Genomic DNA, 22,320 nt, shown 5'->3' on the forward strand with positions numbered 1-22,320 from the left:
GAATTGCTATGGAAAAGAATGAAACTCTTACTATCTACAGGCATCGTTATAACTGGCTTCGTAAATTAATAGTGGCGGTCATTTATGGCCTGTTTTCAGCTATTGGGATCAACTTGTTTTTAAGTTCCGCCCATTCCTACTCGATTGGTATTCCGGGAATTGCGCAATTACTGCATGGACTCTTGGCCTTAAATCAAATCAATTTTAGTATTGCTGGACTGGTTGTCCTGCTCAATATCCCCATGGTGATTATTTCACTAATTATTTTTGGCTGGGATTATACTATATTTTCAGTAGTGGCTGTTATTTCCAACGTCGTTTTTTTAAAGATTATTCCAGAAGAGAAGTTAATTTCCGAACAGATTACCAACACGTTGGTTGGCGGCGTTATTATTGGCATTGGGATTGGTCTTTGTTTTCGTAACGGTTTTTCAACAGGTGGAACCGATGTTATTGTGAGTTTTGTTCAACAAAGATTTCGTAAAAATATTGGTTTTGTAAACATTATTATAAATGGGTTTATTTTGGGCGCAACGGCCATTTTCTTCGGTATTTCAGGAGCCATTTATAGTTTGCTGGGGATGGTCGTAACAAGCTACATGATGGATAAAATATACATCCAGCAAAGTGATGTCATGTTAATTATATTTACTAAGAAATCTGCAATGTTGGCAAATCACTTGCGTCAGTACACACATGGTGCAACGGTGTTTAACGGCAGAGGTATTTATAAAAATCAAGAGACGGATATGGTTATCACCATCATTCAGAAGAGTGAAATTTCGTTTTTTAAAGATTTGATCCTCAAAATAGATAAAAAAGCATTTATCAGTGTACAGACAACTGATTTGCTTAACGGTAATTATATTCGAAACTTCTATTAATTTAACAAAAACGAATTTATAAAAATAAATATGATGCGGACTTATTGCTGTTATATTGAACGGCATGCGTTTCGCTTTTGAATTCTGGTTAAATATTTTTATGATAGAGCTTCATTTTTCGTCCCATAAAATCTGTGACATCACCCTGATAATTAAACCCCATTTTTTCATAATAGTTATCAAGTCCGGAAATAACGTATACGTCTTTAAATCCGAGTTGTTTAGCGGTTGATTGCGCTGCCTTTACTATCTGTGTGCCGAGGTGTTTCTCTCTATAATCCGGGTCGACGTAAATTGCACTGATAAAGGGGGTTTGGGGGAGATCGGCAATATCCTGACGAACAAGTGAACCAATACCAACGACTTTTTTATGGTCAATCGCCACAATAACCCGTTCGTTGATGCCCATTGTTCCCGCCATTTTTTTAGCGGTGAGTTGGGCACCGCCCCATTTAAAGGTGGTGATTTGTTGCCGGATGTCGGCCCATTTCTCCTTTTCTGTAGTGTGTTGGTTTAAAATATTGATTTCCATAGTTAACAGCTCCTTATCATCATGCAGTCAATGTGGACATTAGTTCTTGCCCTCCTTCCACCCGTCTTTTGAGTTGAATTTAGGATGGAAAAAGAGTTAAATAATGAAGTAACTTTTAGCAATCTTACTGTTTTGCATTTTTCCCAAAAGTGGAGGTGAGGGAAATTTTTTTCTTAATCGTTAAAAATAACGAAGAGCAATATCAATTCCTGTTAAAAAATAAAAAGAACGACGTATTGGCTATGAGCAAAGTCTATGCGTCTAAAACCGAATTAAAAAAAGTTATTAGAGAAATATCAGTGGGTGAATTCAACGAAGATAACCTGATTGTTGATCTTACTTAATTTGAAATATGAAACGTTAAATCTTAGAATAGACTGCTGATCTGGTCTGACAAGTCTATTTTAAACCTAATTGGTTGGTTATCGAACAAGTCACAGCTGAATTAACCAGTTTAAAAGCCATGCCGCGTCTGAGATAACTCAGTATCCGGGATGGCTTTGTTCTTTATTTGGAATTTATGGGTAAGTCATTGTAATTCTATCCTTTTAGAGAGAATTGACGCCAGCTGTCATAAAATCGATAATAGCAGTATATCAAACAATAATTTTGGGAGCTGAAAAAATGGACAATATGATCGATAAAATAAAAAAAGCAACGCAGTCGGAACCTAAAAAGCCGGAGCAACAATTTATGAAGTTAATTGAGGAAGTCGGCGAGGCATCACAGGCTTATTTGTCTAGTGAAGGTGCGTCGGGTAATAAATACAAGCATCTGGATCAAAGCAATGTGAAAGAAGAATTAGTGGATGTATTACTAGTGACATTTGCGTTACTGTCAAAAGTCGGCGCAACCGATGAAGAAATCGAGGAACTTATTAATCGTAAAGTTGATAAGTGGATTCATAATCAAAACCATTGATCGAAGGATTCAACAGTTTTATAAATGAAGCTATCCAGTGGCTTATTTATATAATGTGCTAGCCAGTTTTAGACGTGAATATACTAACAGGAGTTGAATGACGTAATGAAAATAGCCGCACTCTATGATATTCATGGTAATTATCCTGCTTTAAAAGCAGTTTCGGAGCAACTAGATCATCTGCAGCCAGACTTGATTGTTATAGGTGGTGATATTGTTAGTGGGCCAATGCCATTGGAGACTTTGCAACTAATCGATCAGCTATCAAAAAAATTTAATACGATGGGTATTTCAGGCAATAACGATCAAGATGTTGTTGATGCCTATAATGGCAAGCGGCTTTTTTTATCGGAACATGCTCAGGATCAAATTAGATGGGTTGCAGATCAATTAAGTGAACGACAGATTTTAGAATTGAAAAGATTATCGCTTAATGTGACAGTCGGCGATGATTTCTTTTGCCACGCAGTCGCCAAGGACAACACGACGGTTTTTACGCCGCATTCCAATGTTGCAACAATTAAAACGCTGTTTCGAAGCGTGCGCTCACCGTTTATTATTTGTGGTCATACCCATTTGCAATTTAAATTGACGATCGGCCATCAGCAAATCATTAATGCCGGTAGTATCGGGATGCCTTTTTCGGATCAGGAAGGAGCCCAATGGCTTTGGATAGTGGATAATCAGCAGTTTTTGTTCAAGAGAACCAGGATAGATAAGAGTGAAGCAGTTAGACTAATTGGATCAAGCAGCTATCCTTATGTTGACGATTTTATTGAGCAACATGTTAAAAACACCATGTCTCTTTCGGTGGCCTATCAGATGTTAGATAAAATGATGATAGACCGTTAATCCAATAGATGAATGGTTATAATTGTAGTGCTGAATTATGTTCTCGGCAGGGGTGATAATGCTGATACGATATTTTCAGAATTTGCACATTTATTTAACAAAATTCTGAAATAACCGGTTTTCAGCGTCTTTTTTTAAGAAATTACGTAAACGTTTGAGTTGTTTTTAAATAGGCATTGCAAACGTTTCCTATCGGTGATAATCTATGGTTGTTATCTTAATTAAGAAATTTTATACCGAAAGGATTTTTTCTATGTCAAAAGAGTGGTTCAAAGATTCAGTCGTCTATCAAGTATATCCAATGAGTTTTCAAGATAGCAACAATGATGGTATCGGAGATTTACCGGGAATTGCAGAACGCCTTGATTACATCAAGAAACTCGGCGCCGACGTTATTTGGCTAAACCCAATTTATAAATCACCTAATAAAGATAATGGTTATGATATTGCGGATTACAAAGCCATTAATCCTGATTATGGTACAATGGCCGATTTTGATAAATTATTATCTGAAACACATGAAAAAGGTATGAAACTGTTAATGGATCTGGTTGTTAACCATACGTCAGATCAACATGAATGGTTTAAGGAAAGCAAGAATTCTAAAGACAATCAATATGCTGATTATTATATTTGGCGTGATCCGGTTGATGGTCACGAACCCAATAATTGGCGGGCCGCTTTTGGTGGGTCTGCTTGGACTTATGTACCGGCACGGGGACAGTATTATCTACACTTGTTTGCACCCGGTCAGCCTGATCTCAACTGGGAAAACCCTGAAGTTCGTCAATCAGTCTTTGACATTGAACGCTTCTGGCTGGATAAAGGTGTTGATGGCTTTAGAATGGATGTTATTAATTTAATTTCCAAGCCTGCTGGATTACCGGATGTTCCAGGAGTTGCAACCGCCGGAACAACGCTAGCTTTTGTTGCTGATGGTCCTCGATTAAACGAATTTTTAAAGCAGATGAATGAGGAAGTTCTTTCACACTATGATGTTATGACAGTTGGTGAAATGCCCGGTTCAACACCTGAAGATGCTATTAAATATACCGGACTTAAGAGTAACGAACTTAACATGGTCTTTCAATTCGAACATGTCCTACTAAGTCCCAACCCTGATGTTCGACTTGATAAGTGGAACGACGAACCAGTTAAGCTTCCCGAGCTAAAGGTTGCTTTGAATAAGTGGCAAAAAGCACTTGATGGTAAAGGCTGGAACAGTCTTTATTGGAATAATCATGACCAGCCTCGAGCTGTGTCTCGTTTTAGTAATGATGATCCCAAATATCGAGTTCGAGCAGCCAAAATGTTAGGAACTACTTTGCATATGATGCAAGGAACGCCTTATGTTTATGAAGGAGAAGAACTCGGCATGACAAACGCTCATCATACTAAGCTTAACCAGTATGAGGATTTGGAATCAGTGAACGCTTATCATGAATTAGTTGATCAAAAGCACATTGTTGATGGACCAACTATGCTGAAGTACTTGGCCAACATGTCTCGAGATAACGCGCGAACCCCAATGCAATGGGACTCGGAAGCAAACGCAGGTTTCTCTAAAGTGACACCTTGGTATGCATTGAATACTAACTACAAGGAAATCAATGCCGAAGCTGTGCTTAAAGATGATCATTCTGTTTTCTACTACTATCAAAAATTAATTAAGCTTCGTCATGATAATGAAATCATCAGACGAGGAACGTTTGAAGAACTTGATCCAAAGGATGATCAAGTTTATGCATATCGTCGTCATTACGGAGATCAAACATTATTGGTAGTAAGTAACTTCACAGACCAGACAATCACGCGTGATTATGATCAAAAAGATGCCTCAAAATTATTGATCGGTAATTATGACGATGATGAGGGAACAACCTTAAGACCATATGAAAGCAAAGTTTATTTATTTAAATAAGATTTGCTTAAAGCTAATAACCTAAAATACGTTTAATTGAATGTTGATATAGAACTCGTTGATAATAGCGAGTTTTAGTTATAGGACTCTATGAAAGCGTGTTCAACCAAGCCTATTTTCAAGGACAGCTTGGATATGACCGGTTTGCATCAGAAGCTGTGGATTGTTAGATATCAGCCATGATTCCGACATTAAGGCATTTTAATCATTTTTGAAATGAGGCTTTCATAGGAATTTAATGAACAAAATTAGTTGAATAAGTCAAGAGAGAAACATTATTATGGAGGTAATTATTTGAGTAAGTCAGTACCAAATGTAAATTCAAAAACTTTTTCTTTCGCCATTCTCTCTATTTCATTTATGATAACGACAGGAACGGCAATTTCTTCTTCCTTGCCGAGTATGGCGCGAAGCTTCCCCGGAATCCCTATTGCACAACTTGATACAATTGCGACCGTTCAACAATTTACCGTGATGCTATTTTTATTAGCGTCAGGTACAATTTCGCGAAAGATCGGTATCAAAAAAACAATTAATATTGGGTTGTTGATTACCGGAATCGCAGGTGTTTTTCCATTCTTTAGTAATAACTTTGTGGCTATTTTAATTTCAAGGTTATTGCTTGGTGTTGGGATTGGGTTGTTTAACTCTCTGGCGATCACCGTTATCGATTTGTTTTTCCAAGGAAATAACAAATCACAAATGTTGGGATTTCGTTCAGCTACTGAACAAATTGGAGTTTCGATTTTAAATTTAGTTGTTGGTTTCTTAATTTTAATTAATTGGCACGCTTCGTTTTTGATTTATCTGTTGGCCTTCCCAATTATGGCTTTCTTTTCAAAGTATGTCCCGGAGCCACCAATACCAACTGAAAGTAAAAATGTTAGACAACGAGTTAACTTTAAAGTGATTGCTCTGACAATTTTGATGATGGTTATTGTCATTTGCTCAACGGCCGTTATTGTTCAAATTCCTAACATTATTGTAAGCGATAAGCTGGGATCGGCTACTACTGCCAGTTTAATTATTTCAGCCAACACACTGGCAGGGATGGTAATGGGCATTCTGTTTGGTAAGGTTTATCAAATTGCCAAAAAGTTTACACTGACTATTGGAATTCTCTTTATGGCCTTGGGCGCATTTATTATTGTCATTGGGCCCAACTCCCTAGTAGTTGGACTTGGTGCAATTGTTTGTGGGCTTTCATATCCGCTAGTTGGATCATACGCCTTCAACTTATTAGGAACGGTTGCACCTGCTGGATCTGAAACGCTTGGTAATTCAGTATTACTGATCGGTGCAAACATTGGATCCTTTGTGACACCGGTTGCTTTAAGTGGATTGAGTAAACTTAATGACTTAAATAATCAAGCAAGTCCTTTTGCATCAATTTTTTGGATATTAATTGCGCTTTCGGCTTTTATCTTTGTTTTCCAAGTCAGAATGCTGAAAAAGCGTAATTCGGTTAGATTACACTCATTAAAATAAATATCATCAGAGATAATAAAAAGGATTAGGCAAAAATAAAATTTGCCTAATCCTTTTTATTGTTGCAAAACCTATCACGATTATCCTAATATTTTCCCGTTTCGCTTTGTACTTTGGCGTTCTTCGATTTTTAATCCAGTAAACTTTTTATAATGGTCATCCTGATTTGATTCTATCAGATAGCGAACCCCTAACGTGCCCATTTCATAAAAGGATTGAGTCACACTTGTAAGGTTAGGCCTTACTAATTCACAAACCTCCGTTCCATCAACAGAGATGATGGACAACTCATCAGGGACTTTGATGCCCCAAGCGGATGCTTGATTGATGAGACCTAACCCGACAAAATCACTGCATGCCACGATACCGGTGATCTCGGAGGACTTTCCCAGACTTTTCAAAGTATTGACACCGTCTTCGTAAGTAAAAGATCCGTCAATAACCCATTCCGGTTTAGGGATTATACCATCCTCATTAAGGGCATCCAGATATCCTTTAATTCTTTTTTTACCGACGTATGAAGTCGTTTCCAAGCCAGTTAAGGCAATATTTTGATGTCCCTTATCGATTAAATACTTTGTGGATTGATAACCAATTAAATAATCATCGGAGGCAATGAAAGGAAATCCCCGATTATTCGAAATTGATAAAAATATATAAGGGGTTCCCGCCTCTTTTAAAAGATTGTAACTCTCATCGGACAGATCCAAAGCTAAAAGCAGGATCCCCCTGACAGAGCGTTCAATCACGGTTCTTACTGCTTCGAATTGTCGCTGGGGATCGTTTTCCCCAGCATAGATGATAATGACGTTCAAGCCGTGTTTGTACGCTTCCTCATGAATACCATTAATGATTTGATTAGCGAAGTTTGTCTTAGTTGCCGAAACGATTACTGCAAGTACTTTGCTGGATTGAGTGACAAGTTCAACGGCCGCCGTGTTTTTTCTGTATCCCATTTTTTTGGCGATATCTTTAACTTTTTTTATGGTTTTTTTTGAATTGAACCCACTTTTTCCGGATAGGATTCGAGAAACGGATGCGATTGATACATTTGCCTCTTTGGCAATATCTTTAATTGTTACGCCCATGGGGTTCACCTCTTAATAATGACTAACATAACTGTTAATTATAACATTTCTCGACTTTATTAGTAAACGCTTTCTACATTATCACTATAACGTTTAGAGTATTTATGTTAAGCGATAATATGATTATTAATGACATAAAAATTTTCAAACCAACCGGAAATTGAAAATATTGTTAGTTCATCGGGCGCTCGGGTCAATTTAGGCATAGGCGGTTCTTTTTAAATCTTCTGTCTTGGCACGCAATCTTTTGGGTTAATGTGCCATTGGGTCTGACTTGTTTGTTAATCTTAGCAGAAATTGGCTTGGCACTTAGTCACGGTCAATATGAGTCTTGGGTGATCGGTGGCATTTCTATCCTGATTTCCATTGGGACCGAGGCTTTTAATACACCAAGCAACACGTTGATTATGAGTAGCGTTCCCACTGATTTAAGAGGAATGGCCGGTGCCTCTAATTCATTAGCTAGAGAATTCGGGATGGTTTTGGGAACGACATTAGCGACGTCCACCTTTTATGGTAGTTTGAGCCTGTTCGTCGGACGGACAAGCTTGACGGCTACAGGTCAGCCACACCATTATTTGTTTTTTGCCCAATCGGTCGCCTATTGTGTCGCAACACTGCTTTTGATACTTGGGCTTTGGATTATTCGGCCTGCAAAAATGAGGGCGGCAGATGGTGATCAGTCTTAGAGTGGCACATTTTGAATTCTTTGGTTTAGTATAGGAAAACAAAGTCTAACTAAAAAGACTAACTGTTACGCGTTTTAACGTAATGGCTAGTCCTTTTGATTTTAAAAATTTAATGATTGAGATTAGGTCTTCTGGCAAACAAGGAAATCGTTTGTAAATGTTGCTTTTTGGGTAATTGTGGAATGTTTTAAGGATGACATGCTAGACAACGGGCTAATCTTTCCAAATATCTTCAGCTGTATCCCGAACCAACCGTAGCTTCTCCCATTGTTGTTCTTGAGTCAATTTGTTACCAACTGTACTTGAGGCAAAACCACATTGGGTTGAAAGTGCCAGGTTTTCAAGTGGTACCTTTTCAGCTGCCTGATTAATCCGGTTAATCAATTCTGATTTGTTTTCCAATTCAGGGGATTTGGAGGTAACCAAGCCGAGAACAAGTCGCTTATTCTGATCACCATTCCAAATTCGACCAAGTGGATCAAAGTTTCCTGCCCGGCCACTGTCATATTCTAAAAATAAACCATCGTAATTTAATTTTCCAAGGTAATCGGCAACGACATCGTAACCGCCTGAAAAAACGTAGGTAGAATGGAAGTTTCCTCGACAGACATGGGTTGTCATGGTGAGGTCTTCCGGTAGGCCTTTAAGAATATGATTAATGAGCCTAACGGCATCAGCCGCTTGCTGTTCATACTTTTGATGCTCGATCGGGTCATCCTTAGTGGCATTTAATTGACTGATGAGAAAGGCCCAGTTGGTATCGTCAAGTTGAACGTAGCGGGCTCCTAATTGATAAAAATGCAGAATGGTATCGTGGTAAGCTGCGGACAGATCATTGAGGTACTCATCCCAGTCATCGTAAAAATCTCGCCAATTTGTACCGAATAATAAAGTTGGTGACGGTATCGTTTGCTTTGCGATGATGCCGTCCGGCGTAATTGAATTGAGATATTGAAACGTTTCAAAGAAGGGATGGTCGGGATTGTAAGCAACTTTTCCTTCCAATTGAGCACTGTGGAGTTTGTTACCACCACCTTTAAATGAAACGGTTGTTTTGAATTCCTGACTGATGCCGGTTAATGATTTCCAAAAGTCCAAATGCCACCAGTTTCGGTTAAACTCACCATCTGTTACATCTTTAAAACCTAAAGCAACCTGCTTATCAACAATTTTTTTGGTTTCAGCGTGCTGCACCTGCTTTAGTTCATCTTCTGTAATGAGTTGCTGGTCATATTGTTCATGGGCGTTTTTTAGAGCATCGGTTCTTAATAAGCTTCCCACCATATCAAAGTGATAGGGGTATTTGAGCTGTGTTTTTGCTGTCATCGATAATCCTCCTCACAATAAAAAAAGTCCCTGGAAACGAATTTCCAAGGACGATTGTTCTTCGCGGTACCACCTTACTTTTTATTTAGCTCACACTAAATAACTTTAATAGTGACATCATTTAGTCACTAAGGTGCGGTAATGGGCACCTGCCAATGTTATTTCACAATCTGCTTGATAACATTCCGCTCGAAGACCATTTTCGTAGAGCGCTGTTATCCTCTTTCACCAGTTGAGGATTCTCTTGAAACAGCGTCAAAACTACTCATCTTTTCATTGCTGATTTATTTGCTTGATTGAAGTTTAGGGGTGAAAGCTCATTATGTCAAGCTTTTGTTGCTTGATCAAAAATGGATGGTTGACTATTACTATGGTTGTCGATCTTTAATTGAGTGTTTTATTTGGGACTTCTATCTCAACCGATTTCCAGTTACGAACCGTAATCATGCTTCCAGGTGTAGCGGCAATTGGGGATGTCACAATTTTTTGAATGTGTTTGTAGGCAGCGCGTAAATTGACGGTATGGGTCCCACCAGCCAAATTGTATTCGGCTTTGAGCATGTCATAACCGGATCCCAACGTCCGATAAAGCATGGCACTGTTTTGGGATGGGAACACGTTGATATCGCCATTGGACGGCTTTTCAAGCCAAACAATTCTGGTTGACGTGTTTGTAGAAGATAAGTTATCTGCAAAGCTTGTCAGTTGCTTATAAACTTTAGGATTAACTTTTTTGATTGCACCGTAAAGATCGGCATCTTTATAGGTTTCAACGATTGTTCCATCTGTTTCTTTGGTAAGATGTGTTTTTTTAGCCACAATTTTGGCTACGTGTTGTCGTTGACGATCTGTCAAAGTATTGCTCTTCTTGTTGGTTGAATGTTTTGAACCGGTCTTGAGAAGTTGTGTGCTGAGGTGATGATTTGTGTTGGCAGCATTGACTGTTGCCGGAATCGCAATACCAAGCGTGAGTGCAGCGACGGTTAACATGCCGTATCGTTTAATGAACATTTTCAGGGCTCCTTTATAGTGATATATTGTTAAACCAAGCATTTTTCGGAAAAACAATATAATATTTCCTAACTAAGAATTAAATCCTACCACAATCGTAAAGATCAAGCCGGCATCTGTCAAAAAAAGTTGTGAGTGTTTGATAATTAATGATTCTTTTGAATAACGGGTTGATTACTTTAGAAGAAACAGCAGCCAATTTTTAAGCTGATTTCAAAGAGCCAATTTCATTAATTAGCCGGTACTATAACCCACTGAGAATGCCTTTAAAACGGCATTGTTATCGTTTTCAAAAAAGAGAGCAACATCCTATGATAATATATATAATCTTGTTATTCTTACAGTGTAGATTAGTATAAGATTCTTATTAATTATAGGAGGGGCTATCAATGAACACGGTGGGGTTAACCAAAAGGCATGTTGTGATTAAATTGATATTGATTGCGGTTGCTTTTCTGTTATTTATTGTTACCGCAGGCCGGCATGCATCAGCTGACGACACTTCGGCGATATATGCCTACACTGGTGAAAAGAGTGTGCAACAAAAAGCGATTAGTGACGGAATTGAATTTAATACGCAGCTTATTGTTAATGGAGAGTATGGTCCATATCCACTTAGGAATTTTGCTACCCAGAAAAGCGATGCCATTGTTGATATGGATAAAGTAACGTCTCTGGCACAGGAAGTCACAATTAAAAATACAACGGATAAGGACTACACGATTAGCAGTTATCAGGTTTCTTTACCCAGGTGGATAAATCCCGGCTCGCAGGTTGTTGCAGCCAGACCTTTTTCTGAAGAAACACAGAATGGCCTCACAACCAGGTGGTTTTCGTATGTAAATGATCAAAATGATGATCCAACAAAATTAAGGTCCTTTAATATTACCGGGAAATTGCCGGCAGGTCAGGAATATAAATTGGAGATTCCTTTAAAGATTAACGATCCCAAGGCGGTCAAAGTTGGGGATACTTTCAATATAGACAATACGATGCATAATTCCGGAATATCGATTTACAGCTACTTTAGATTTGGTAAGGCCATTAATGATAGCAATGGTAACAGCACGTTGAGCAGCACCGGAAGGTATATTGCGACAATCAGGGATAAAAATCGCTATTTGATGTTGCCAAACAATATTCAACGGCTTATGCCAAAGATGAATGATGCGAGTGATCCAGCCGCTAAAAACGAACTGCGAATTAATAATTTCCCGAGTGGATCAAATGAAGTTGATTTTAATAGTGCTCGGGATACCAAGCTATACACGGGTGGCCTTTACTTTGTTCAATTGGATCGCATTAAAAATGCCGTCCGTGACGAAGGCTATTCGGTAGCCGTTAATTCCGGTACTAAAAAAATGTATGACTTTTACAGCTACAATACGTCGGTCGGCTCACCTATTACCGACCCTAATACCGGAAAACCGGTTGATGTTTCCGGCAAAGACGGCTACGGAACCGTTTATGTTGAGTTGCGCCAGGTAATTGATGCACATGATTCAACCATTAATTCGGGCAGCACGTGGAAGGCAGCCGATAATGGAAAAATTGTTGATCATAGCGGCAAACAGGTTGATTTAACCTCAGCAGCCGATGTTAAGGTTACGGGTTCTGTGAATACGGCTGTGCCGGGCAAATATAAAATCACTTACACTTATCTCCCGGACAATGTTTCAAAAACAATCACTGTGACTGTAACTGGTGGCTCGGGTAGTGGTAGTAGTGGTAACAATAACGCAAACGATGGTTCAACTAACGATTCGGGGACTAGCGGAAACAATTCAAATAACTCAGGCAGCAACAGTAACAATAGCTCAGGCAATCAGCCAAACGTGGATTCAAATACCAATGGGGATAACAGTTCAAAACCTGTTCCAAGTGATGGGCCACAGGTAGCCGTTAAGGGTGAGGCAGTTTACGCGACTAAGAAGATTGGTTTATATAAGAAAACCGTTTTTAACAAAAACAACCGAATCAAGTGGTATTCAAAAGCCAAACGGGTTAACCGTCCTCAGTTTATCGTCAAGGGATATCTCCGTGACAATACGGGCAAATTAAGATACCGCGTTCAACAATATAATCCATATACCAGAAAATACGTTAAAGGAACCAAGGGCTATATCACGGCCAGCGCCAAATACGTTGTGCGGGTTTATTATCAGTCGGTTCCAAAAAGTAAAAAAGTGACGATTATCAATCGAAAGGGCGTTAATGTGTATAAAAAATTGGCGTTAACACAGAAGGTAAAGCACTATAAAAAAGGTGCCATACTCAAAGTCAAGAAAGTGGTTAAGCACAAGTATTCAACCAGATACGTTTTGAATAATGGTCAGTACGTTACGGCGAACAAAAAGTTTATGATTGCTAAAAATTAAATGGCAATGTTTTATGGTGACAGCTTAAGGGCTAATGACAGTTTAAATGGCGAGAACAATTGAAAAATGAATGCGTTTACATTACAATGAAAGGTATAACCAATCAAGGATCAAAAATGGTTGCCAGCCATTCCGACCTGGCGTTAATTATCAAAATGTAACTCATTCACGGGAGATGGTCATTTGCTGAAGGAAAGTTTTCACACCGTTTCTGAAACCGGTATTACAGCACGTCCTGCACTCGATTTAATCTCAACTGCAGATGATTATGAATCAAAAATCAACTTGCAATATCACGATAAAATAGTGAATTTGAAGTCGATTATGAGTGTCATGTCTCTTGGAATCGGGAAGAATGCGGACATCGTCATTTCTGCTGATGGTGAGGATGAAGAAGCGGCAATTGCGGATATTACCAATAAAATGAAGGAACTTGGACTGGTTTAGTTCCTTTTATCAAAAATCATAGCCTGAAGTGAACCCTTAAACTTGGACAACTTTATTAAGCTGCTTTCTGGGCGGTAAGTTCCCGGTATTTTACCGGGGACTTGCCGTCCAGTTTTGTTTTGATACGACGGTGATTGTAGAAATCTATCCATTCGGTCATAGCTTTGATAAGTGCTGCTTTGGTCTCAAACTGCTCATCCATAACTTCGACTTTCATGATGTGAAAGAACGATTCCATGGCGGCGTTGTCGAGACAAGTAGCTTTACGAGACATACTTTGAAATGCACGATGGTCTTTAAGCACGTTTTGCCAGTGACGATGCTGGTATTGAAATCCTTGATCAGTATGAACGGTGGTGCGATAATCTAACACCGGTATCTGATTTAAGGCTTCTTTCAGAGGCTTTACGGCGAATTCAACGGTGGGGTGATCACTAATATTGAAAGCTAAAACTTCTCCGTTGAAGAGATCTAAAATTGGTTCTAAATAGACCCGCTCGTCTTGACTCTTGTTTCCGTATCGAAATTCACTAACATCGGCGACCAACTTCTGGTAAGGTCGATCTGTTTTGAAGCGTCGTTTAAGTCGATTGGGCGCGATCACCCCAACGGTTCCTTTGTAAGAATTATATTTTCGCTTCTGGCGATTAAAAGCTCGACATAACCAGTCATGCTCCCGCATGATACGTAAGACCCGCTTGTGATTGATTTTAAAGCCGTAATCATGTAAAACATCAGTTATTCGTCGGTATCCATATTTGCGGGTGTACTTCGGATCTTGTTGACGAATCTCGTCAATGGCCTGAATGATTTGTGAATCATCTAAATCGCGACTACGATGTTCCTTAGCGTAATAGTACGTGCTGCGAGGAATATGAACCGCTTTAAGAACTAGTTTGATGGGAGCTTGAAACTCCTGCCTTAACTCGTCTACTAGTTCGATGAGTTCGTGTGTTTTGACTTCTTCCGTGCTAAGGCATCGAGTTTTTTTAAGAATTCATTTTCAATTTTTAACATTTGATTCTCTTGTTTCAACTGTTTCAACTCTGCGGCTGGGGTCTGTGTTTTCGCGGGTTGGGGCTTGTTCTGTTTATGTTTGGCCATGTGCTTAGGATTCCCTCGTTTTCGCTCAAGTCCTGCAATTCCAGATTCCTTGAATCGTCTTTCCCATTGCCAAATAGTACTTGGCGATGATAGGTCAAAGTGTAATGCAGTCACTGGAAGCGAAGCTTGATTTTGTTTCTTCCAGTTTAATACATCGACTTTAAACTGACTAGAATATTCTTGAGACATTGACCGATCTTTCAGACCTTCAATACCTCGCCGCTCCAACCGGTGAACCCAATCCAGAATGATTGAATGCGTGCTAATGCCATACTTTCTGGCTAAAGATGGTGAACCTTTACCAGATAAATATTCAGTAACGACCTTTATACGAAAATTTAAATTAAATTTAGTCATAGTAAAACCCCTAAGATTGGATTTAGTGTCCAACCTTAGGGGTTCACTTTAGCCTTCTGAAGGATCGCTATGATTTTTAGTTTGAGTTAATGGTCATACTGAAAGTGATTATTGGCACACATTTCAATAGGTCTGTCGGGCATGGCTATTGACAAGGTGGATCTCCTCTGACTTAAATGATAATGAATTTTACCTTTTTGAGAAAGTACCTTCTTTTGAAATTATGAGGCGCTAAATTAGCGTCGTTTTAAAAACAAATTGACAAATATATCCTTCAAAAAAATAATTGTTAATGGTATGATCCGTTAATTTGCTGAATTTACTTATGAATGTCAATTGGTTTGTTTTCGACATCTTTTAATATCATATATAACTTACTGAATGATATACTTAATGAAAGGTTACGATCTAGGATTCAAAGAACAGAAGGGTTGAGGGGAATGTTATCTAAACATTATTTGCTAAATTTTTCAAAGATCACTTTATATGGCATCTTTTTTATGTCAAGTTTTATATTTGCTTCTTCAATGGATTCTCGGTGTATATTTGCTGCAGATTTGACCAGTCAAACCAATATGAATACAAATTCTGTGGGACAGATGAATGATTTAAATAATAAAATAACTATTGATAAGAATAATTTTGAAACGTATTTTCAACGTTCAAGTCGAACTAGTTATGATCCACAAAATGGTGCAATTTTGTTGTATCCACTTAATAATAGATATATGACAGCGGATGGTAAATTTGATTATCGACCCGGTATTAATGATGGTGCTGATAATCCGGCTCTTGCCGGCTCAGTCTATTTGAATAAAAACTTAATTGATATGAAAAATGATTTTTCACTTAATGGCTCGATAAGTATAAAACCTGATTTCAGACGAAAAGCGTCTTTAAAAAATACAGGCATTACTGACGAGGGCGATAATAGTTACCAATATGGTGATGGCTTTTCATTTGCCTTTAGACCCGCCGATTCTGCTCCTGTGGGTGTTTCAGGGATGGGGTTGGGAATGACTGGAATTCCCCATGCCTTTGGAGTTGCCTTAGATTTTTACCATAACAAGGTTTATGCAAATAAAGCTAATGGTGGTGAATTATTATTGTCAGATCAATCAGTGCCAAACGTTGGCTTTGCGTATACTCAGAATATACCAGGCTTTTATGATAAGGTTGGCTATACTATTGGAGACGGAGTTGATATTAGCGGTAGTGACCTTGATTGGATGACACGTTTTGACAGTCAAGGAGAACATTTGTTGGGTTATAGTGATCTTACAAAAGACGGTAATGTAGAAAAAATGCCCTTTAAATTGACTTGGGATGCCAAAAATAACGCACTACATTATAATTTTCAGGATGCTAATCAACATCAGTATGAGGGGACAAAGGTATTTTCGGATCGGCCGGATTTAACTAATTTTGCGATTGCTGGTTCTGGGAATGCTGCACAAGCTGAGTACCGAATCAATATTGACAAAATTCAGTATGCTGCTTATGGGATTGTCAATGCTCAATACTTGTATCAAAATAACGAGAATGATCAGCCTGTTGAGATTCCTGGTGTTCCCGCCCATCAGACAAGTGGTTCCTTGAATGACAATGCAAAAATCAGTTCTAAGTTAACAGATGTGGTTAGTTCAGATGCGACAGAAAGCCAAAAACAGTCTTTATCTGAATATCATTTATGGAAAGTTGAAGGGTTTCCTACAAAGAATTTAGAGGATTATTACACGTTACCATTTAGTGGTGGTGTAGCTCAATTACCGTTTTCCGACGTCACTCAAAACGTTAAATTATATTATCGAAAGGATAGTTTATTATCTGTTGTTATTAACTACGTTGATGAAAATGGAAAAAAGATTGCTGATCCCGAAACTATCCAAGGCTCGTTTAATACTGAAAAAGATATACCTGTAAAAGTAATTAATGGATATTCACCAGATACTTCTAATCCCAAGACCGTTAGATTTGGGACGCTAGGATCCGATGGCAAAGTCATTACACAAATTGATTTGAAATATCATCAAAATAGTGGTGGCGCGTCATCATCGTCGTCAGTTTCCAGCAGTGCTTCAAGTTCGTCTGCATATCCAGGAACTAGTGAAAGTATAAACGGTTCCTCAAGTTTAACTACCAGCTCAGCATCTTCGAGTAGTATTGACGTTTCGGATATTCCTAAGTATGCAGCTAAAGAAAATGCAGCTGTATATGCATTGAAAAATATTTATCTTTATCGTAATGCTGATTTTAATTCTAAAGAGCGTTTAGCAAAATATGTGAAGAAGCCAAGAATTTATCGACCGATGTTTGTTGTGACTGGATATGCACGTTCCACTACTGGTCGATTACGATACGAGGTTCGAGATGTTAATCATTTAAGCAAGACAGCAGGTAAAAAGGGATATATCACTGCAAATTGGAACTATGTTCGTCCAGTTTATTATGCTAAAAAGCAATCAATAATTACAGTCATCAATCCAAGGGGTGTGAGAGCATATCGCAATGCTAAGTTAGCAGGTAGATCGGCTCATTTTCGTCAAGGATCAAGGCTACATGTTAAGCAAATTGTAAAGCATAATTTGACGACCAGATTTATTTTGACAAACGGGAAATATATTACTGCAAATCGTAAACTTGTTAAGATGGGGAAACATAAACAGGTTCGCTTGGTTAAAACTAAGCGTATGATTAATCGGTATAGTAATGCAAATTTGACTAAGAAAAATCTTCATATTGTGAAGAACAAGCGTCTTAAAGTTTACGGCTTTGATTATTCACATGGGAACAATATGGGTAAGCCAGGAGCTTTACGTTATCGAATTGTCGGTGGTTATATTACTGGAAACACCCGATATATTTACATCTATAAGTAATTTTTAGCACAATTTAAAAACTTTTTTAAAGTTAGGCTGACAAAGTATTTCAGCAATGATTACTATAATTAAAGCCCATAAGATCAGTTTTTATCGACTGATGCTATGGGCTTTTAATTTTTGCTAATTTTATTGTTAAGAGAACTTTTTGGTTTAATTTAAACAATGTCACACCATCGTATACCCACCGTCAGCCACAATCTCCTGACCGGTAATAAAACTTGATTTATCCGAAGCCAAGAAGTTCACCACATTGGCAATTTCTTCCGGTTTCCCGAGTCGTTTCATTGGGACGCCCTGCGCAATTTTTGCTTTATTTTCAGCAGGAATGTTTTTTAGAATCGGTGTTTCAACCATGCCGGGATGAACTGAATTCACGCGGATGTGATCGTCTACCAAATCAAGAGCGGCATCCTTTGTCATACCACGAATGGCAAATTTACTGGCACCGTAGGCAATTGTATTGAGGATAGCAATCAAACCACCAATTGAAGAAATGTTGACGATCGATCCTTTGCCCGCACGTTTCATGGAAGGGACAATGGCCTTCATACCGTAAAAGACGGAATACTGATTAATATGGACGACTTTGTCATAATCTTCAGGCGTCATATCGGTAATGGGTTTCATGATGTCGATGCCGGCATTGTTGACGAGAACGTTAAACGGTCCGAAATTGGCTTCACCGGTTTCAATCACCCGTTGCCAATCTGCGACTGACGTGACGTCGTGTTTTAAAAACAAACTATGATCTCCTAATTTTGCTTGGATCGTCTTACCGGTGGTTTCGTTGATATCTGTAAACACAACCCGAGCGCCATTTTGAATAAAATTCTCGACAAATGCTTTACCCATACCACCGGCAGCACCGGTAATCAGTGCCGTTACAGTTGATAGATGAGCCATGTTAGGTCATCCCTTTCTGATAATAGTGATTGTTATTTCACCCTTAGCATACACGTACAGTTGGCTGTTGGCATGGGATTGACTTGGCAATTCTTATTTTGAGAAGTTTACCGGAATTCAAAAAGAGGCGCTGAAATTTCCAGCTCCTCCCAATTAAAGATCTAATGTAATTCTGTATCAAAAACTCAAGAAATGGTTATTCCTGGTAATCATCGGGTGTCTTTTCGATAATAATCTGACCCTGTTCATCGGTCCGAAAAGTCACCTGATCACCAGCTTGGAGAAAATCTGTCTCGCGTAATTCCGCGGACATTGATACTCGACCATTGTTAGAAACTATCTGTACATGTTTTGACATAATAATTCCTCCTTGTAGTCTATGATGTTGTGAACAGCAGTTACATTAAAAGTTTACATGATGTAACTTGTTCATTATTCTAGCATAAGGCGGATTAAGTAGCAATTGATTCATCTTTAATGAATTTTGACGGCGAATACTATGATTCAATGACAATGATAGAAAAAATATTTTTTAACTGTTGGTAAATTTAAACCTGATTTTGCTGGAAAACTGTCAATATTCACCTCCCAATTGTAAAAGATTGTAAAAATCAAAAATTGATGCGCCATTTATGGATTATTGAAGTATAATTCGATTATAAACAAATAATTATTGTTTAGGGGGGTATCAGAATTGAAATTTAGACGATCATTTTTTGCAGTAACGTTGGCAACTTTTGCTGGTGTGGGTGTTTTTGCTGGCTTTAATCAAAGCACTATTGCGGCCAGTTGGCATCGAGGCACACCTAAAGCATTACGTGGAAGTTGGACACACAAGGATAAGGCACCATTGGGATCGGATGCAATAACCGTGACCAGGAACAAGCTTGATTGGGCGAGCAGCGGGATGCAGGCCCATAATATCAGAAATCCCCGGTGGAAGTATCTCGGGAATCGTAAGTATGTGATTGATGGCTATGAAACCTTTCATCCATATACGAAGAAAGGTTTCCATGAAAAAACAGTTCTGGGGCGTCGGGGTCATCATTTGGTTATGTATCGATCTGTGCATTCAAAGTCTGGGACATATTTTCATAGAAGCTAATAAGTGTATCTGATTGTCACCAATTAACTGCTATAAATAAACGAAATAAATATCATTCGTGGTCTAGGGTGCCTTTAATGGCTGAGAAATACCCATGGAACCTGCTGCAGTTAGTACTGTCGAAGGAAGATCGAGTAATTAGCATTACCAGTCCGCTTGAAATGACAAGTGGGCTTTTCTTTTGTCACGACTGGTTCCCCAAACCAGGAATTTTAGGAGGAATCAGTATGTCATTATCTGAAGAAATGATCAAAGAAGCCCGACCATATTTGGTTGCCAGCGAGAAGCATCCTTTTGTTCAGGGCATTATTACCGGGAAATTAACGCCAGCCCAATTACGTTATTATGATGAGCAGGACATCGCATTTGAATACAATGAGGTAGCGGTCATTAGTGCGTTAATCAACAACAGTACAACTACAGACCAAGCTTTGCTGTTTCAAAAACGATTGTCTTTGCAGCTGACGATGTTGCGTGATTGGTTAAAACGGGAACCCAACGACATGACGCATGATTGGGCAAGCCTTAAGCAGATAAAGATTCAGCCGATCAACCAACTTTATCGGCAGCACATGGTCGGTACCATTGCTACCAATGGTGTGCTGCAGATCCTGCCATCGTTTGCGGCGGGTGAGTGGCTTTATATTGAGTTGGGCAAATATATGCAGAATCAAGCCCGGGTGAATGACGAACCGTTTCACAGTTTTTTGACACTTGCCAACCAGGACTTTCTTGGACCGGACGGCTTTATTGAACGCTTCTTCAATATTATCGATCAAGAGGCGAAAACAGCGTCACCTCAGGAACAGAACCAAGCCAAGGATACTTTTCTTAAAAGCTGTTTATTGGAATGGTATTTTTGGGATGCGGCTTATAAGCAGACAACTTGGGATGATTGGCGGACAGTGGCACCTGAGGGACAGGATCAACCGAATTTGTAAATTGGGATTTTGATAGATAGGCCATGATTGAAGGGGAACCTATGGAATCTTTTGTCGCCATATTGATCGATTGACAGGGCAAACATTTCAAGCTCAAGCGCTTGCTTAAAATGACACTTGTATGTATGATTTGGCTGTAAAAGCGGACTGGTGAATCCGGCAGCTAAGTGCGAAAAGCTGAAATGCTGGTCATTCAGGGACTTTTACGTTGCTAAGATTTTTAATTAAATTGGGTACTCAACTCAGATGCGGTAACCCCCCTCAAGCTACATTTGAGACAATACAACGGATCCCCATGCCGGGTTGTGGCATGGGGATCTATTGTTTTTAAGATGTTTCAAAAAATTGAAAATTCACTTTAAAGAAGAAGTATAATTAGTTTTGAAATATGTGGATTAGTTTATAGTAACCATTGAATGATCAATTATGGGGAAAGAAGATAGTGTTAAATTGAAGATTAGTCGAGAATTATTTGTAGGAATGGCGTGTTTTGTAGGCGGAATGGCCTTGTTCACTTATAAACCATCAGAAGTTCAAGCTAAAAAAGTTTATTATACAAATCCTAAGGCATTAAGGGCACATACTTGGTATGGTCATACGAATGCATATAGCGGGAAATGGCTCTATGAAAGAATTCATTTTTCTAAACATACGGTTTATTTCGCCAATAAGATTCATAAAGACGACAAATGGAAAGTAAGCCACATTCCGGCAAAAAGATATGTCATTAGTAAATCTCATGGGTGGTACTTCTTTGGAGCGAAAGCATCAGATGATATTACGACTGTACAGATTAATCGTAGAAAATTGGGTGGTTCCAACCGGCTAGTTCTTAGCGTTTTTGATCAATCCAATGATAAGGGTGGGTATCAGGAACAAGCTCCTTATAAAGTATGGGACTACACAACGAGCCTCGGAACTGCTAAGGGTTGGTATCATAAGATAAATACAGTTCCTTCCATGTAATTATAAGCGTGTAAAGCAAAACATGGTTAAAAGCAATGGATAGCTTCCGGCGGGATTAACCAAGTGAGTTATCAGGATACACATGCCACACTTTTCAACCATTCAAACTCAACGGAGGTGGCGGGTATCCGAATTGGTAAGACTTGGAGAAGTCGAGACGGACCTGTGAGTAGTTGATTTCATTGGATTGTGCTACGGTGTATTGTTGTTAGCCAAAGCCTACCATGAAATCAAAAAAGACTAACCAATCGGCTAGTCTCATTCCCAAGTATCCAAACTCACGATTGCGGGTATCGGAGGGCATTCTGGTACTCATTTTTTCACGAATTATCATACCATATTGGTATCGGGAACACAATTTAAAGGATGTGAGAAGCATGGCTAAACAACCTTATACCAAAGCCCGTCAGCAAGTTAACAAGAAGTGGGACCAAGCCCACAAAGAACAAATACAGTATATTTCCCGACGTTCGCAGGCGCAAGGATTCATCCGCAACTTTGCTACCTAAGATGATTTAGATGAAC

General features: G+C 38.9%; 21 protein-coding genes, 1 riboswitch and 1 other annotated feature. Of the genes, 13 read left to right on the forward strand and 8 right to left on the reverse strand.

Translation table 11 applies throughout. The features are described 5' to 3' along the window. Positions 1 to 8: 8 nt before the first annotated feature. On the forward strand, positions 9 to 884 hold the full coding sequence (locus tag GQR93_RS03780; protein WP_003552402.1) for a YitT family protein: 876 nt from the start codon (positions 9 to 11) through the stop codon (positions 882 to 884). An 88-nt stretch (positions 885 to 972) separates the two neighbouring features. Here the strand turns inward: GQR93_RS03780 and GQR93_RS03785 are convergent, their stop codons facing one another. Continuing rightward, positions 973 to 1,416 carry a GNAT family N-acetyltransferase gene (locus tag GQR93_RS03785; RefSeq protein WP_003552403.1) on the reverse strand — a complete coding sequence of 148 codons (444 nt, stop codon included), beginning with the start codon at positions 1,414 to 1,416 and terminating at the stop codon, positions 973 to 975. Between the two features lie 624 nt (positions 1,417 to 2,040). On the opposite strand from GQR93_RS03785, the gene GQR93_RS03795 reads away from it, so the two are divergent. The 4 genes from GQR93_RS03795 to GQR93_RS03810 all read left to right on the forward strand — a co-directional run bounded on the left by GQR93_RS03795 (position 2,041) and on the right by GQR93_RS03810 (position 6,598). Continuing rightward, positions 2,041 to 2,337: a MazG-like family protein gene (locus GQR93_RS03795; RefSeq protein ID WP_223801318.1), complete on the forward strand. Its 297-nt coding sequence runs from the start codon at positions 2,041 to 2,043 to the stop codon at positions 2,335 to 2,337. 105 nt (positions 2,338 to 2,442) lie between these two features. After that, entirely contained in the window at positions 2,443 to 3,189 is a 747-nt protein-coding gene (locus GQR93_RS03800) for a metallophosphoesterase family protein (RefSeq protein WP_003552410.1), read from the forward strand. 253 nt (positions 3,190 to 3,442) lie between these two features. After that, positions 3,443 to 5,110 (forward strand): glycoside hydrolase family 13 protein, encoded by a 1,668-nt coding sequence (locus GQR93_RS03805; RefSeq protein ID WP_159298696.1) that lies wholly within the window; start codon positions 3,443 to 3,445, stop codon positions 5,108 to 5,110. Between the two features lie 294 nt (positions 5,111 to 5,404). Further along, complete coding sequence (locus tag GQR93_RS03810; protein ID WP_159298697.1) at positions 5,405 to 6,598, forward strand: MFS transporter; 1,194 nt, start codon at positions 5,405 to 5,407, stop codon at positions 6,596 to 6,598. A gap of 80 nt (positions 6,599 to 6,678) precedes the next feature. Here the strand turns inward: GQR93_RS03810 and GQR93_RS03815 are convergent, their stop codons facing one another. After that, positions 6,679 to 7,686, reverse strand: a complete 1,008-nt coding sequence (locus GQR93_RS03815; protein WP_003552415.1) for a LacI family DNA-binding transcriptional regulator — start codon at positions 7,684 to 7,686, stop codon at positions 6,679 to 6,681. 278 nt (positions 7,687 to 7,964) lie between these two features. On the opposite strand from GQR93_RS03815, the gene GQR93_RS03820 reads away from it, so the two are divergent. Further along, positions 7,965 to 8,375: a hypothetical protein gene (locus tag GQR93_RS03820; protein WP_035444344.1), complete on the forward strand. Its 411-nt coding sequence runs from the start codon at positions 7,965 to 7,967 to the stop codon at positions 8,373 to 8,375. A gap of 213 nt (positions 8,376 to 8,588) precedes the next feature. On the opposite strand, the gene GQR93_RS03825 is transcribed toward GQR93_RS03820, so the two are convergent. After that, on the reverse strand, positions 8,589 to 9,701 hold the full coding sequence (locus GQR93_RS03825) for a 5-methyltetrahydropteroyltriglutamate--homocysteine S-methyltransferase (RefSeq protein WP_003552419.1): 1,113 nt from the start codon (positions 9,699 to 9,701) through the stop codon (positions 8,589 to 8,591). A gap of 43 nt (positions 9,702 to 9,744) precedes the next feature. After that, positions 9,745 to 9,987 (reverse strand) — a binding site (T-box leader). Between the two features lie 98 nt (positions 9,988 to 10,085). Continuing rightward, positions 10,086 to 10,712 (reverse strand): hypothetical protein, encoded by a 627-nt coding sequence (locus tag GQR93_RS03830; protein ID WP_035444346.1) that lies wholly within the window; start codon positions 10,710 to 10,712, stop codon positions 10,086 to 10,088. 389 nt (positions 10,713 to 11,101) lie between these two features. Between GQR93_RS03830 and GQR93_RS03835 the strand changes: the two genes are divergently transcribed. Further along, positions 11,102 to 13,090: a DUF5776 domain-containing protein gene (locus tag GQR93_RS03835; RefSeq protein ID WP_003552423.1), complete on the forward strand. Its 1,989-nt coding sequence runs from the start codon at positions 11,102 to 11,104 to the stop codon at positions 13,088 to 13,090. 183 nt (positions 13,091 to 13,273) lie between these two features. Then, positions 13,274 to 13,537 (forward strand): phosphocarrier protein HPr, encoded by a 264-nt coding sequence (locus tag GQR93_RS03840; protein ID WP_003552424.1) that lies wholly within the window; start codon positions 13,274 to 13,276, stop codon positions 13,535 to 13,537. Between the two features lie 55 nt (positions 13,538 to 13,592). On the opposite strand, the gene GQR93_RS03845 is transcribed toward GQR93_RS03840, so the two are convergent. Together GQR93_RS03845 and GQR93_RS15400 are read right to left on the reverse strand one after the other, a co-directional pair. Next, positions 13,593 to 14,534, reverse strand: a complete 942-nt coding sequence (locus GQR93_RS03845) for an IS3 family transposase (RefSeq protein WP_225430414.1) — start codon at positions 14,532 to 14,534, stop codon at positions 13,593 to 13,595. After that, entirely contained in the window at positions 14,471 to 14,998 is a 528-nt protein-coding gene (locus tag GQR93_RS15400; RefSeq protein ID WP_003552429.1) for a helix-turn-helix domain-containing protein, read from the reverse strand. The genes GQR93_RS03845 and GQR93_RS15400 overlap by 64 nt, the downstream gene beginning before the upstream one ends. A gap of 440 nt (positions 14,999 to 15,438) precedes the next feature. Between GQR93_RS15400 and GQR93_RS03850 the strand changes: the two genes are divergently transcribed. Next, complete coding sequence (locus GQR93_RS03850; protein ID WP_159298698.1) at positions 15,439 to 17,877, forward strand: DUF5776 domain-containing protein; 2,439 nt, start codon at positions 15,439 to 15,441, stop codon at positions 17,875 to 17,877. A 168-nt stretch (positions 17,878 to 18,045) separates the two neighbouring features. Here the strand turns inward: GQR93_RS03850 and GQR93_RS03855 are convergent, their stop codons facing one another. Further along, positions 18,046 to 18,783, reverse strand: a complete 738-nt coding sequence (locus GQR93_RS03855) for an SDR family NAD(P)-dependent oxidoreductase (RefSeq protein ID WP_159298699.1) — start codon at positions 18,781 to 18,783, stop codon at positions 18,046 to 18,048. A 196-nt stretch (positions 18,784 to 18,979) separates the two neighbouring features. Continuing rightward, complete coding sequence (locus tag GQR93_RS15255; protein ID WP_003552435.1) at positions 18,980 to 19,141, reverse strand: AbrB/MazE/SpoVT family DNA-binding domain-containing protein; 162 nt, start codon at positions 19,139 to 19,141, stop codon at positions 18,980 to 18,982. 336 nt (positions 19,142 to 19,477) lie between these two features. Here GQR93_RS15255 and GQR93_RS03860 point away from each other — a divergent pair, with 336 nt between their 5' ends. The 4 genes from GQR93_RS03860 (at position 19,478) to GQR93_RS03875 (ending at position 22,304) form a co-directional block, all read left to right on the forward strand. Then, entirely contained in the window at positions 19,478 to 19,888 is a 411-nt protein-coding gene (locus tag GQR93_RS03860) for a hypothetical protein (protein WP_035444350.1), read from the forward strand. Between the two features lie 54 nt (positions 19,889 to 19,942). Then, positions 19,943 to 20,033: riboswitch (TPP riboswitch) on the forward strand. A gap of 82 nt (positions 20,034 to 20,115) precedes the next feature. Further along, positions 20,116 to 20,829: a thiaminase II/PqqC family protein gene (locus tag GQR93_RS03865; RefSeq protein WP_003552438.1), complete on the forward strand. Its 714-nt coding sequence runs from the start codon at positions 20,116 to 20,118 to the stop codon at positions 20,827 to 20,829. A gap of 426 nt (positions 20,830 to 21,255) precedes the next feature. Next, positions 21,256 to 21,795 (forward strand): hypothetical protein, encoded by a 540-nt coding sequence (locus tag GQR93_RS03870; protein ID WP_003552439.1) that lies wholly within the window; start codon positions 21,256 to 21,258, stop codon positions 21,793 to 21,795. A gap of 224 nt (positions 21,796 to 22,019) precedes the next feature. Beyond that, positions 22,020 to 22,304: a hypothetical protein gene (locus tag GQR93_RS03875; RefSeq protein ID WP_003552440.1), complete on the forward strand. Its 285-nt coding sequence runs from the start codon at positions 22,020 to 22,022 to the stop codon at positions 22,302 to 22,304. The last annotated feature ends 16 nt before the right edge of the window (positions 22,305 to 22,320 follow it).

Source organism: Lentilactobacillus hilgardii (assembly GCF_009832765.1).
Classification (GTDB): Bacteria; Bacillota; Bacilli; order Lactobacillales; family Lactobacillaceae; genus Lentilactobacillus; species Lentilactobacillus hilgardii.

Coding starts and splice junctions, on each gene's coding strand:
- GQR93_RS03825 (WP_003552419.1), bottom strand. CDS start 9,701: ATGACAGCAAAAACACAGCTCAAATACCCCTATCACTTTGATATGGTG.
- GQR93_RS03850 (WP_159298698.1), top strand. CDS start 15,439: ATGTTATCTAAACATTATTTGCTAAATTTTTCAAAGATCACTTTATAT.
- GQR93_RS15255 (WP_003552435.1), bottom strand. CDS start 19,141: ATGTCAAAACATGTACAGATAGTTTCTAACAATGGTCGAGTATCAATG.
- GQR93_RS03795 (WP_223801318.1), top strand. CDS start 2,041: ATGGACAATATGATCGATAAAATAAAAAAAGCAACGCAGTCGGAACCT.
- GQR93_RS03815 (WP_003552415.1), bottom strand. CDS start 7,686: ATGGGCGTAACAATTAAAGATATTGCCAAAGAGGCAAATGTATCAATC.
- GQR93_RS15400 (WP_003552429.1), bottom strand. CDS start 14,998: ATGACTAAATTTAATTTAAATTTTCGTATAAAGGTCGTTACTGAATAT.
- GQR93_RS03865 (WP_003552438.1), top strand. CDS start 20,116: ATGTCATTATCTGAAGAAATGATCAAAGAAGCCCGACCATATTTGGTT.
- GQR93_RS03875 (WP_003552440.1), top strand. CDS start 22,020: ATGAAATCAAAAAAGACTAACCAATCGGCTAGTCTCATTCCCAAGTAT.
- GQR93_RS03830 (WP_035444346.1), bottom strand. CDS start 10,712: ATGTTCATTAAACGATACGGCATGTTAACCGTCGCTGCACTCACGCTT.
- GQR93_RS03780 (WP_003552402.1), top strand. CDS start 9: ATGGAAAAGAATGAAACTCTTACTATCTACAGGCATCGTTATAACTGG.
- GQR93_RS03870 (WP_003552439.1), top strand. CDS start 21,256: ATGGGGAAAGAAGATAGTGTTAAATTGAAGATTAGTCGAGAATTATTT.
- GQR93_RS03800 (WP_003552410.1), top strand. CDS start 2,443: ATGAAAATAGCCGCACTCTATGATATTCATGGTAATTATCCTGCTTTA.
- GQR93_RS03785 (WP_003552403.1), bottom strand. CDS start 1,416: ATGGAAATCAATATTTTAAACCAACACACTACAGAAAAGGAGAAATGG.
- GQR93_RS03855 (WP_159298699.1), bottom strand. CDS start 18,783: ATGGCTCATCTATCAACTGTAACGGCACTGATTACCGGTGCTGCCGGT.
- GQR93_RS03835 (WP_003552423.1), top strand. CDS start 11,102: ATGAACACGGTGGGGTTAACCAAAAGGCATGTTGTGATTAAATTGATA.
- GQR93_RS03805 (WP_159298696.1), top strand. CDS start 3,443: ATGTCAAAAGAGTGGTTCAAAGATTCAGTCGTCTATCAAGTATATCCA.